Raw genomic sequence first — 11,949 nt, forward strand, 5'->3', positions numbered from 1 at the left:
GATTCAGCCTTTCACCGCTCCCGCCGTAATGCCCGACACAAACGATTTGGTCGCAAACACGAACAGCAGCAGCAGCGGAACGGAAGCAATGACATAACCCGCAAACTGGATGCCTTGTATGTGATCCACCGAGCCGCGAATATTGCTCAGGGCGAGAATGACCGGCTTGACCTTGTTGCCCGACGTGGCGACGAGCGGCCAAATGTAGTTGTTCCAGCCGAGCAGGGCATTGATGATCGCGACGGTCGAGATGATCGGCACGGACAGCGGCAGAATAAACCGGGTAAATATCGTGAAATCGCCCGCCCCCTCCATCTCGGCCGCTTCCAGCAGGCTCTTCGACAGCCCTTCGAAAAAGGTGCGCATCAGCATCGTGGCCATCGCCGAAGCGCCGGCCATCGGGCCGAATATTTGCGCCCAATACGTATTCAGCAGACCGAGCTGCTTGAACAGGATAAACTGCGGAATAAGCAGCAGAAAGCCCGGCACCATCATCAGCATGATGATCAAGTAATACAGCACATTTTTGCCGAAAAAATCGTAGCGTACGAAGGCGAAGCCGGCCATGCTGGAATTGATCAGCACACAGGCGACAATGCCGGCCGTAATGATGATCGAGTTGCCCAGATACGGATAAATTTGCTTGAACGCCTCGGCGTAATTGCCGAAATGCATCGGCCACGCGGGCAGCCAGAACTGGTTCAAAATTTGCTCGTAGTCTTTCAGCGAGGTGATGACGAGCATATAGAAGGGCGCAAGCGTCAGCAGCAGCAGAAGTGTAAGCAGCCATCGGTTCATCTCGTTTTCTCCTCCCTAGTCGGCTTTGTCCGCCGGCTTGATCAGCTTGTTCGCCAGCACGCTTGCGACCGTCAAAATGACGAAGACGACGACGCCGACGGCGGACGCATACCCCAGCTCATTGTACTCGAAGCCTTGCTTGTACAAATACAGCGCCGGAGTCAGCGTAGAGAAGCCCGGTCCCCCGTTGGTCAGCACAAGCACGTTCTCGAAGCTTTGAAACTGGTTGATGAAGGCGAGAAGCACGACCAGTCGGAGCTGGTTTTTGAGCAGCGGAAGCTCGATATGGCGGAACCGCTGCCAGCCCGTCAGTCCTTCCAGCTTGCCCACCTCGAACAGCTCCTGCGGGATCGTGATCAGACCGGCCAAATAAATGAGCAAATAAATGCCGCCGATCCATGGAAAATTGACGAAAATAATCGAGACGAGCGCCCAGCTGCTGTCCCCGAGCCATGACTGCGCGAGCTGCTCCAGACCGATGAGCTGCAAAAACTGGTTGATCGCACCTTCGCCCGCGTAAATCCACCGCCATAGCAAGTAAATGATAATGTACGGGACGACCATGGGAACGAGAAACAGCGTCTTGTACGCATTTTGCACGCCTTGCCGGCCGATCCGGTACAGAACGACCGCGGCATACAGAGGGAACGTGAGCTGGATCAGCACGAAGCTCCCCGTGAACAGGAATATATTGACGAGCGACGCGTGAAACGTCGGGTCCTGGAACAAACGAACGAAATTGCCGAACCCGATGAATTTGTTAATATTGGCGCCGTTCCACTCGTAGAACGATTTTACGATGGCCGTGAAAAACGGCGTGTATTTGAACAGCCCCATGGACACAAATATCGGCAGCAAGAAGGCGTATGCTTTCCAATTGGCGGCCAAGCGGCGCCTTCGCGAGCTTGCGCTCGCCGCCTGCTGCGAATCGTAGTCGGTACCGGATATAGCGGTCGTTTGTTTCACAAGCGCCTCATCCTTTCCGTTCGGCCGAAGCCCAAGGATCGCGTAAATACGTGGCGAAGGTCAGGTCGACCTCCGGCCCTTTGTCCTCCGAGCGCATCCGCCACTTCAACAGCTTGTCCTTCATATCCCGCACGACCTCCGCGCAGTCGGGATGATCGGCCAGATTGACGTGCTCTTCATAGTCCCGCTCCAGATCGTATAGCTCGTCCGGCTGGTCGGAGTAATGGACGTACTTCCATCTGGCGTCGCGCACCATATTCGCCTTGCATTGATCCGGCCGCAGGCCGAGCTGTCTGCGCGAACGATAATATTGGAAGTCCCATTCCGCGTACACTTCGCTGCGCCAGTCGTTGGCCGTCCCGCGCATGAGCGGGAACAGGCTGCGTCCGTCCAACGCCGGAGGCAACGAGATGCCGCTTGCTTCGAGACAGGTAGGCAAAATGTCGATCGACTCGACGAAGCCGTCGAACCTTCCCGGCGGCACGACGCCCGGCATGTGGACGATCAGCGGCACCCGTATCGCCTGCTCGTAGAACAATTCCTTCTCCACCATGTAGTGGTCGCCCAAATATTCGCCGTGGTCGGATGTGAACACGATCAATGTGTTATCGCTTACACCAAGACGCCGCATCTCGGCGAACAGTCTGCCAAGATGGTCGTCCAACTGAGTAATCATGCCGTAATAAACGGCGCGGACTTGCCGCAGCAGCTTCTCGTCCTCGAGGAAATTGCCCCGCCGCTCCTCGCGAAACAGCTTCTGCAGCGGCGGCTTGCGGTCGAGCTCTCCCGGAGCGAGCGTAGGCATCGGCACATCGGCCGGGTCGTACATGTCGTGATACGGCGCGGATACGATGAACGGCAAATGCGGCTTCCAATAGGACAAGTGCAGCATCCACGGACGGTCCCCCGTCTCCTCCATGAAACGGATCGCCTCGTCCGTAAGGAAAGCGGTATCGCTGTGCTCCTCCGCGATTCGCGACGGATAGAACGCCTCGATCAAATTTTCCGGATACGCCTCCTGCCCCGGAAGCGGTTCCAGCTCCTTCGGCCAATAGCGGTAGCGGATGTCTTCCTCGCTGTAGCCGCACCGCCGGAGATAGTCCGGATAAGACGAGTAGCTGTCCTTGGCCGGTAGCCCGTCGTAATAGGCGTAATATTCGAAGCCGTACGTTTCCGTAATCGGGGTGAAATGCGTCCGGCCGACGAGAGCGGCGCGATAACCTTGCTCCGAGTAATAGTCGGCGATCGTCCGCTCGCCTTCCCCGAAGGGCACTTCGTTAAAGCGAACGCGGTTGTTGTGAACGTATCGGCCCGTGTACATGCAGGCGCGGGATGGCGCGCATACGGCGCATTGCACGAACGTCTTGTCGAAGAAGGCGCCGCCGGCCGCCAGCCGGTCGATGTTCGGCGTCCTCACGAGCGGATGGCCGGTAAAGCCGAGACTGTCGTAACGCAGCTGGTCGGCGGTAATGAACAGGATGTTAGTGTTAGCGGGACGCTTCATGTCGTACGCTCGCTCCTTCCCGGTGCGGCTCAAACCCGTCAAGCCGGAAGACGCACTCCAGAAAATGAAAGCCCATGTTCTCGTCGCGAATGATCAAGTCCGACATATAGTCCCGCCATTCGACGCTGGCCGGGTCCTGATGCAGCTGACGGAAGCTTTCCTCGAAATCGCCCTCCATCTCCATATAGGCGAACAGCGTCGTTCCCTGCATGAAGATCGAGTAGCTGCGCACGCCATGGCGCCTCAGCGCCTCCCGCACCCGCGGCCAAACGGCCTCGTGACGACGCTTGTATTCCGCCTCGGCGCCCGCCTTGATGTTGATTGTAAACGCTCTTTTCTCCAACGGGTGTCACCTTCCTTCCGTAGTTTGCCGGCTGCCGGCAGCGGGGATGACCGCATTCGTCGACTGCCGGTAAATGTGCCGGCACGGATACAGCTTTACGCCCGTTTCCCAGCGGGCCTCCAGCAAGATGGAGAGCGCCGAGCGCCCCAGCTCGTAGAACGGCTGCACGACGGTGCTGAGAGATACTTTGAGCAGCGAAGCGAACGGGATTTCCCCCGAGGAGAATAAAGCCATCTTCGCCGGCACCTCGATATCTTTGCCTGCCAACGTTTCCAGAATAATGAGCGAGGACGTATAATCGGCCGCGAAGATAGCCGTACATTCGGGATGACGGTCGATCCAGTCGCTGTAAAGATCGGCGGCGTCCGCCTGCAGCTCCGGTCTCCCCGCGAACCAATCTTCGCGGTACGCCAGCCCGCGCCTGCGGAACGCATCCACATAAGCGGCTTTGCGGTGGCGGTAATTGGAAAGGCCGTCGCGCAAGCCGAGCAGGCCGATCCGCGTGTGACCCGCGTCGAGCAGATGCTCGATCACGCGCAGCGACGCTTCGTAAATATCGGCATTGATGCAGACGAACGGTACATCGACATAGTCCGAGTTCAGCACGACGAACCGTTGGCCGGCTTCCCACGCCTTGACGAGAAACTCCCGTTGACCGTCCGACGGCGTGATGATGATATAGCCGTCGATATCGTTCGGGCCGTCGCGGTCATGGCCGTTATCGATAAATTGAATCGAACGCCCTCTGCGGTGCGCCTCGTCGCGCAGCCCGTCCATCATCTCGGACAGCGTGGCGTAGACGCTCGGGAACGGATTGCAGAACCAGACGTTAATCGGCTCGGTTCCCGGCGGGATGACGCTCATCGCCGCCGATACGAACGTGCCCTTTCCTTTCTGGGCGGTCAACACCCCCTCCAGAATGAGCTCATTCACTGCACGATTGAGCGTGCTCCAGCTGCACGAGTATTCCTCCGCCAACGTCGAGCGGCCCGGCAGCAAATCTCCCGCCTTCAGACGCCCGTCTTCGATTTTGCGCTTAATATCCTGCTTGATCTGATAATACGTAGGGGTAAATTGCTGCTCCACGGCTGAACCTCGCTTTCCGATTTGATTTAAACCTATATGCATTGGTACATATATATCAAGGTTAGCTTTACTATAGTAGAGCATTCCGTCTTGTGTCAACCTTTTTTATGCTCCAGAGACGGCTTCATGCGGAAGAAGCGATCCGACAAGCGGTCGAATCGCAACAATAAAAGAACAGAGCCTATTCGTTTTCCATCCGGCGATGCGGAAGACAGGGCCGAATCGGGCTTAAACGCCGATACTTGCCGGCTGCTTGCTCATCCGGTTCAACGTTTTGTGTATCCAAATGGCGGCCTGGCTGCCTTCGCCCATCGCGATCGTCACCTGCTCCGAATGGACGCCGATATCGCCCGCGGCCCACAAATTGGGCACGGTCGTCATTTTCGTGCGGGCGTCGGTCATAATATGCCCGTTCTCGTGCCGTTCCGCTCCGAGCTGCTCCGCCAAGGAAGAGCGGACTTCATTGCCGCCGAATGCGATGAAGCCGCGGTCCGCCCAAATGTCCCCTCCGCTCGCAAGCCTGATCCCTTGAAACGAGCCGTCATCCTCCTCCAGCACTTCCCGGATCGGCTCGGCCAAGACGACGATGCCTTTCTCCCGCAGGCGCCCCGACAGCTCGGCCGCGATCGGCTTTCGCTCATGATTGACATATAGGAGCTCATCGGTCCGCTCAGCCAACGTCAGCGCCATGGAAGCTCCGACATCTCCAGAGCCCATGACGATCGTCTTGCGGTTGCGAATCTCGTGTCCGTCGCAGTCGGGACATACGTAAACCGTTTTGCCGAGACAAGGCACAAGACCGGGCAGATCGGGAAACCGGTCCATAATGCCCGTGGCCAGCAGCACCGTTTTCGCCTCATAGGCTCCGTCTCGTCCCCGTAGAACGAACAAGTCGCCTCTGCGTTCCGCCCCGACGATCTCATCCTTCACGAACCGGATGCCGGTCCGTTCCGCCTGAATCCGCCCCAATCGGCGAAGCTCCGATCCGGATATGCCGTCGGGCCACCCGAGCACGTTATGATAGCTGCGGCACAATACCGACCGGCCGCTGCCCATATCGGCCACAAGCGCCGAATGGCCGTATCTCCCGATCTGGATAGCCGCCTGCAGCCCAGCGATCCCGCCGCCTACGATCATGCAATCGAATTCAGCCGTCTTGACCCGCTCCTTTCGCTTCCTCTTCATTTTCGATTTTAGTATGTCCTTCGCTCTGGCGCTCTTACCCGACAATTGATAAAATAATGGATAAGCCGACGAGATCCGACCGGATACGGTCTTATTCGCAGTTGCCTTTGTCGAATTGCTATGTAACGAGCTCAGCTCGTCCGAACCGGGGCTTGTTTTTGTTTTTTTGGTTTACATAGAAAAAGTTAGCAACCTTTCGGCGAATATTTCGTCGAATATTAAGATAATCCCATGAGCGGTATTCTGTATCATGTCGAAATTGAGGTGAAACGAATGAGTACGCCGATCGAAGCGAATGTCAGCCCTTCCGTTGCCTCGGCACGAAGCGCCAAATCGGCCAAAACGGTCAAGTCGTCCAAAAAAACGTACCTGTTGTTTTTCTCCAGCTGGTTTTTCCTGATCGCCTCGGGTGTATTGGGAACGATGCTGTATACGGAGCATTTGAAAACGCAGCTCGGCTCGCAGCTGGCGAGCCAGACGGAGGCGCAGCTGCAAACGATGCAAACGCAATACCAGCAGCAATTGGATCAGTTGAAGGCCAGCGTCACGACCGATATCACGACCTTGCAGGCCAAGGTCGATTCGTTCAACGAGCTGCTCGCCTTTACGAAGGACAGCGCCAACAGCAAAACCGACAACAGCAACCAGCTGTATACCCAGCTCGCGGAAGTGAAGAAGAAGCTTGACGAGCTGAAGCAAAACTTGGATGTGCTGAAATGACGGCACGCGAAATCAACCGGTTTTTCCTGCTGTCTTGCGCTCCGTTCGTCGGCATGCTCGTCTGGCTCCTATCGGCCAGCTTCACGCTGGACATGCCCAAGCTCGACTTCTCTCCCGCGCTGCACCTGTTCTCCATAACCGAAGAGGCGAATACGGTACAGCAAAACCTCGAGAAAGCGTCGGGAAGCGCGGTCGCCACGAAGAGCACCATCGAGAAGTTTTACCAGCTGTACGAGCAAAGCGCCACCGATACGAGCAATATGCTGAAGCTCGCTACGGCCCAAGCCGCACGCCCCTCTCTCATTTTCGACAGCCGCATCTCCGCGGAGTTCGGCAAGCCGACCCGCACCGTCGCTTCGGCCAATATCGATTTGAAGCTGTATCAGTTCAACGATGCGAATTACAAGGGCTATGCGCTGAAGGTCGACATGAAATCGGACAAAGCGATGAAGATGGCGCTCGGCAAAGATAAAATCGGCAGCTCCGAGACGACTCTGGCGGCCGCGAGCCGGTATGGCGCCGTTGCCGGAATCAATGCCGGCGGCTTTGCGGACACGCCCGACGGCAAGCGTTATCCGTTAAGCACGACCGTATTGGACGGCAAATACGTGTACGGCTTCGAGTCTACGTTCGACAATTTGGCCTTCGTCGGCCTGAGCGCCGACCGCAAGCTGATCGGCGGCAAGTTTGCCCGCCAAGCCGACTTGGACAAGCTGAAGCCTTCGTTCGGCGCGACGTTCGTGCCGATTCTGCTGAAGGGCGGCGTCAAGCAGCAAATTCCGTCGCAATGGCTGAATTCGCCCAAACGGGCACCTCGGACGGTCGTAGGAAACTTCGGCAACGATCAGCTGCTGTTTATCGTCGCAGACGGATACGACGAACGCGGCGGCTCCGGCGCGACGCTGACGGAGCTGCAGGACAAGCTGGCCAAGCTGCGCGTCGTCGACGCCTACAACTTGGATGGGGGCGGATCCACCTCGCTCGTTTTCGAGGGCAGGACCGTCAACAATCCTTCCGACGGACGGCTTCGCCCGCTGCCTACAAACTTTTTATTTTTCAAATGACGGCGTGATAGATGGAGGAAATGTTCACAATTCGGCCGTTTTCTTTTCCGGGCCTTTTGGTTATAATAGGGTTAGCTTGTCACGGTATTTCTACTGGGAGGTGTAACCAGACATGGCTATCTTCGCCTCATCTACGTTCTGGCTTGTCATGGTCGTATTTGTACTGTTCATTGCAGCAATGCTCACGTCTTCTTACAACGAAGACAGAACGAAGGGCTTGTAGAACGTTTCGGCGTAACACAGGATGGTCGACGCAACCTATGCCGCTCTACCGCACCTCATGTGCAGGCAGAGCGGCTTTTTGCGTTCAAATTCCCTCGGACCTCTCGACCGTATGCAGCGCGAGCTCTATCGGTCCGACCGTTTCTTCCCCGGTCCGCATATGTTTCAAACGAACCTGGCCGGCGGCCGCCTCCTCCTCTCCGATCAGCACGACAAACCGGGCGCCCTTCGCGGCGGCGGCGGCAAGCGTCCGCTTCAGCTTGCGGGACCCGCTCTCCACTCTGGCGCGAATCCCCGCCCCACGGAACAACGCGGCGGCACTCAGCGTTTCGGCAAGCGTATCGCCGATCGGGACGAACCGTACGGCCTGCGCAGCAGTATCCCCTCTTGCGGTTCTCATCAGCTCCATGATCGAATCGAGCCCGAACGAAATGCCGACGGCCGGATAGCGGATGTCTTCGCGTCCTGCGAGCTTCCCGATGATCGAATCGTATCTTCCTCCGCTTGCCAGACTGGACCGGAACGATCCGTCGGCAGCGAATAGTTCGTATACCGTTCCGGTATAGAACGACAAGCCCCGGGAAAGAAACGGGTCAAACCGGCATATCGGCCCGAGCCCGGTGCCGTCCAACAGCTTCTGCAGCTGTCGTACTTCCATAACCCCGCGGGCGGCTCCGAGCGAGAACCTTTCTACAAGTTCCTCGAATCCCGGAGCTTCCTCGCGGATCAGCCGAACGATACCGGCGGCAGCTTGCGGGTCCAGCTTTTTGTCCCCGAGCTCGGCGGCCACTCCGTCCACCCCGATTTTGTCAAGCTTATCCAGGGTGAGCATAACCGAAGCGGCCGCTTCCTCGCCGACTCCGAGGCCGGCCAGAAGCTCTCCGAGAAATCTCCGGTTGTTCCATCGCACCGCGGCATCAATCCCTAGCGCCCCGAACGCATCGGACGCAAGCTGGAGCAGCTCCGTCTCCGCTTCCGGTCCCTCCGTCCCGGCCACGTCCGCATCGCATTGCGTAAATTCGCGCAGCCGCCCCCGCTTCACCGGTCCGTCCCGAAACACTTTGCCGATTTCGTACCGTTTGAAGGGCATTTCCAGACCGGGATGGATCGCCACGACCTTGGCGAAAGGCACGGTCAGATCGTAACGCAATCCGAGATTTCTGCCCCCTTGGTCGGAAAGACGGTACATTTCCTGCATAATTTCTTCCCCGCCCGCATATTTCGAGGCCAGTAGCGACTGCTCGTTCAAAATCGGTGTCTCCAGCGGCTCGAAATCGTACAGCGCGAACTGCCGCTCCAATACGGCCCGGATCCGGTTTCTCAGCACCTGCTCCCCGGCGCGGAAATCAAACGTACCTTTCACGTTTTGCATGTTAACCCTCACCCTTTCCATGGATAAAAACAAAAAACGCGCCGGACCTCTTGGTCCCGCGCGCGTTCGTATGCCGCAGGGAGGCCAACGCAAGCAGCGCTAGCCCTCCCCGTTTCCATTCAGGGGGTGCTAACGCTTCTTGTGATGATGAAGTTGTGCGAACTGCTGTCGTCGTGCCATGACCGTCCGCCTCCTTCTGCGTAATGGTTTTCATTATAGCTCGCCGAAGCTCCGCTTGCAACACGAAGCATAAACAAAAAAAGCACCCCCGACTTCATTGCGGTGATGCTTGCGCCGTTCGTGTAGCGTTTACCCGGTGATGACGCAAAATTCGTTTGTATGATAACGATTACAAGGAGATTAAAGTCATTTCTTTCATACAAGTTGAGCAAATATGCTTCTCCTTATACTCCGTAACCCCGTTCATTTCTCCGCAAAACACACATTTGGGGCGGTAACGCTCCAGCAATATGTGATCGCCGGAAACTAAAATTTCAACGGGATCTCCTTCGTTCATCCGATATCTTTTTCTGAGCGATTTGGGCAATACGATTCTGCCCAATTGATCCACTTTCCGTACAACGCCTGCCGGTCTCATCTCGACTCACCTCGCTTCTGCCTATGAAAGTAGGACGATTTTATCGCCTAGCCACTTTCCAGCATAATAATTCGCCGTAAATATACAAACTCCTTCTTTTTAACTAGGTCTTTATGCCAATTTGAGATGTTTCTGTAAACGCCGTCCGGAAAAGGGTAGTTCCGATTAACAAACTCGGCGTAACTAACAGCCGGAGGAAGCGTTCGTGCATATCAGCGAATCGCAGGTCGGCCGTGCGCGATCGAGCCGGTCGAGGCCAAGCCCGGGCCAGCGGCGCGTTTTGGAAGAAGAGCGATACTTATAGCGTATGCACAGGCAAAAACCGCCTGCAGTCCGGACTGCTCGTTCGAGCAGCCCCGGTGCGGCGGTTTTTTGTTCATTTCAACCCGAGAAATGCATTTTGCCGCAATCCCTCGAACAAGACGATCGCCGCCGAATTCGATAAGTTCAGCGATCGGACGGCATCGGTCATCGGCATCCGGATGCACGTTTCCCGGTTCTCGTCGACGATTTCGCGCGGCAGTCCTTTCGTTTCTTTGCCGAACACGAATACGTCCTCGTCTTTATAATCAAATTCCGTATACAGCTTGTGCGCCTTCGTCGTAGCAAAGTAAAAGCGCCGTCCGTCCAACGCCTCGCGAAGCTCGCGGAACGAATCGTAATAACGGACGTCGACCGAATGCCAATAATCGAGACCCGCGCGCTTCAGCGTCCTGTCATCCGTCAGGAAGCCTAGCGGCCGGACCAAATGGAGAATCGTTCCCGTAGCCGCGCACGTCCGGGCAATATTGCCGGTGTTGGCGGGAATTTCGGGCTCGACCAGTACGATATGAAAAGCCATTTGCAAACCTTCTCCCCGCTCTTGTAGTGAACAAGCATAAGACGATTATACATCAACCGTTCCGAAAATTTTAACATCCATTTTACGAAACCTTAATCTTCGCTTTATGTTCGGGGCGCATAATGGAGTTACGACAATATCGATAACGTTCACTACATTACGCTTGCAAAGGAGAAAATGATGATTAAGAAGAAAATATTGGTCGTTGACGACGAGCCCTCCATCTCCATGCTCATCGACTTTAACTTGAAGCTGGTCGGTTACGAAGTGTTGTGCGTATACGACGGCGAAGCCGTCTTCGAGGCCATTCCGCAGTTCCGTCCCGATTTGATCGTGCTTGACCTGATGCTGCCGAAGCTCGACGGCATCCAGGTATGCAAACGGCTGCGCGAGCAAAACAATTTCGTGCCGATCATCATGCTGACCGCGCTGCAGGACTTGTCTGACAAAATCGCCGGACTCGACAACGGGGCGGACGATTATATGACGAAGCCGTTCAGCCCGCAGGAGCTCGTCTCGCGCATTCAGGCGATTATGCGCCGCACGGGCGCCCTTCCGGCCGCCGAGCCGGAAACGCTCCATATCGGGCCGATCCGCATCCAGCCGGAGCAGCGCGAGGTGCTCATTCACGATCAGCCGATCGAGCTGACGCCGAAAGAATTCGAGCTGCTGCTGTTTCTGTGCAAGCACCGGGGCAAAGTATTAAGCCGCCAGCAGCTGCTTCACGGCGTCTGGGACTATCATTTCATCGGCGATACGCGCATCGTCGACGTGCATATTAGCCATCTTCGCGACAAAATCGAGAAAAATGCCCGCAACCCCGAATATATCGTCACGATCCGCAACGTCGGCTACAAGCTGACGGAGCCGGTCTCGAAGGAGTCGCTTGCCTGAGGCTGCGACTCGGGGACATTAGGCGAGACTGTTGCCGGCCGAAATGGAAAACATGAAGTTTATTCGCCTGAAGCGAATAAACATGCTGCTTGAGATGGAAAACATCCAGCTAAATCCGCTTCATCCGGACAAATCCGGTAATCCGAGCGGAAATAGCTGGATGTTTTCCCGTTATTCCGATTATAACCGCACTTTCGCCGAAAATAACCGGATCTTTTGAGGCTGTTGAAAAAGTCTGCGAAGAGAGCAAGCGCCGGAGACAAGAGGTGGGGAAATGCGCTCCACCTCCGTTAAAATCGTGTTGTTTTTAACATCTTAGGTGGTTACAACACGATTTTAAAGTCAACCGCTTCGCT

Annotated in this window: 12 protein-coding genes; 3 read left to right on the forward strand and 9 right to left on the reverse strand. The window is 56.3% G+C overall.

The annotated features are described in order from the left end of the window. Window positions 1-3: 3 nt before the first annotated feature. From FE784_RS25350 to FE784_RS25375, 6 genes are all read right to left on the reverse strand, one after another. Window positions 4-798, reverse strand: coding sequence for a carbohydrate ABC transporter permease (locus tag FE784_RS25350; RefSeq protein ID WP_139605057.1), 795 nt, complete (start codon window positions 796-798; stop codon window positions 4-6). A 15-nt stretch (window positions 799-813) separates the two neighbouring features. Continuing rightward, entirely contained in the window at window positions 814-1,764 is a 951-nt protein-coding gene (locus FE784_RS25355) for a carbohydrate ABC transporter permease (RefSeq protein WP_139605058.1), read from the reverse strand. Window positions 1,765-1,771: 7 nt separating this feature from the next. Then, window positions 1,772-3,268, reverse strand: a complete 1,497-nt coding sequence (locus FE784_RS25360) for a sulfatase-like hydrolase/transferase (RefSeq protein ID WP_139605059.1) — start codon at window positions 3,266-3,268, stop codon at window positions 1,772-1,774. After that, window positions 3,252-3,611 carry an L-rhamnose mutarotase gene (locus FE784_RS25365; protein WP_139605060.1) on the reverse strand — a complete coding sequence of 120 codons (360 nt, stop codon included), beginning with the start codon at window positions 3,609-3,611 and terminating at the stop codon, window positions 3,252-3,254. The genes FE784_RS25360 and FE784_RS25365 overlap by 17 nt, the downstream gene beginning before the upstream one ends. A 6-nt stretch (window positions 3,612-3,617) precedes the next feature. After that, the gene (locus FE784_RS25370) at window positions 3,618-4,697 is read right to left on the reverse strand and encodes a GntR family transcriptional regulator (RefSeq protein WP_176706507.1); all 1,080 of its coding nucleotides are present in this window, start codon (window positions 4,695-4,697) and stop codon (window positions 3,618-3,620) included. A 228-nt stretch (window positions 4,698-4,925) separates the two neighbouring features. Beyond that, window positions 4,926-5,882, reverse strand: coding sequence for an NAD(P)/FAD-dependent oxidoreductase (locus tag FE784_RS25375; RefSeq protein WP_139605062.1), 957 nt, complete (start codon window positions 5,880-5,882; stop codon window positions 4,926-4,928). 273 nt (window positions 5,883-6,155) lie between these two features. On the opposite strand from FE784_RS25375, the gene FE784_RS25380 reads away from it, so the two are divergent. Together FE784_RS25380 and FE784_RS25385 are read left to right on the forward strand one after the other, a co-directional pair. After that, window positions 6,156-6,602: a hypothetical protein gene (locus FE784_RS25380; RefSeq protein ID WP_139605063.1), complete on the forward strand. Its 447-nt coding sequence runs from the start codon at window positions 6,156-6,158 to the stop codon at window positions 6,600-6,602. After that, the gene (locus tag FE784_RS25385; RefSeq protein ID WP_139605064.1) at window positions 6,599-7,666 is read left to right on the forward strand and encodes a phosphodiester glycosidase family protein; all 1,068 of its coding nucleotides are present in this window, start codon (window positions 6,599-6,601) and stop codon (window positions 7,664-7,666) included. The genes FE784_RS25380 and FE784_RS25385 overlap by 4 nt, the downstream gene beginning before the upstream one ends. A gap of 307 nt (window positions 7,667-7,973) precedes the next feature. Here the strand turns inward: FE784_RS25385 and hisS are convergent, their stop codons facing one another. From hisS to trmL, 3 genes are all read right to left on the reverse strand, one after another. After that, window positions 7,974-9,260 carry a histidine--tRNA ligase gene (hisS, locus tag FE784_RS25390; RefSeq protein ID WP_139605065.1) on the reverse strand — a complete coding sequence of 429 codons (1,287 nt, stop codon included), beginning with the start codon at window positions 9,258-9,260 and terminating at the stop codon, window positions 7,974-7,976. A gap of 349 nt (window positions 9,261-9,609) precedes the next feature. Continuing rightward, window positions 9,610-9,858: an AbrB/MazE/SpoVT family DNA-binding domain-containing protein gene (locus tag FE784_RS25395; protein ID WP_139605066.1), complete on the reverse strand. Its 249-nt coding sequence runs from the start codon at window positions 9,856-9,858 to the stop codon at window positions 9,610-9,612. Between the two features lie 376 nt (window positions 9,859-10,234). Continuing rightward, window positions 10,235-10,699 (reverse strand): tRNA (uridine(34)/cytosine(34)/5-carboxymethylaminomethyluridine(34)-2'-O)-methyltransferase TrmL, encoded by a 465-nt coding sequence (trmL, locus tag FE784_RS25400; RefSeq protein WP_139605067.1) that lies wholly within the window; start codon window positions 10,697-10,699, stop codon window positions 10,235-10,237. Between the two features lie 180 nt (window positions 10,700-10,879). Here trmL and FE784_RS25405 point away from each other — a divergent pair, with 180 nt between their 5' ends. Further along, complete coding sequence (locus FE784_RS25405; RefSeq protein WP_139605073.1) at window positions 10,880-11,593, forward strand: response regulator transcription factor; 714 nt, start codon at window positions 10,880-10,882, stop codon at window positions 11,591-11,593. Window positions 11,594-11,949: the final 356 nt, after the last annotated feature.

Source organism: Paenibacillus hemerocallicola (assembly GCF_006265175.1).
Taxonomy (GTDB): domain Bacteria; phylum Bacillota; class Bacilli; order Paenibacillales; family NBRC-103111; genus Paenibacillus_AB; species Paenibacillus_AB hemerocallicola.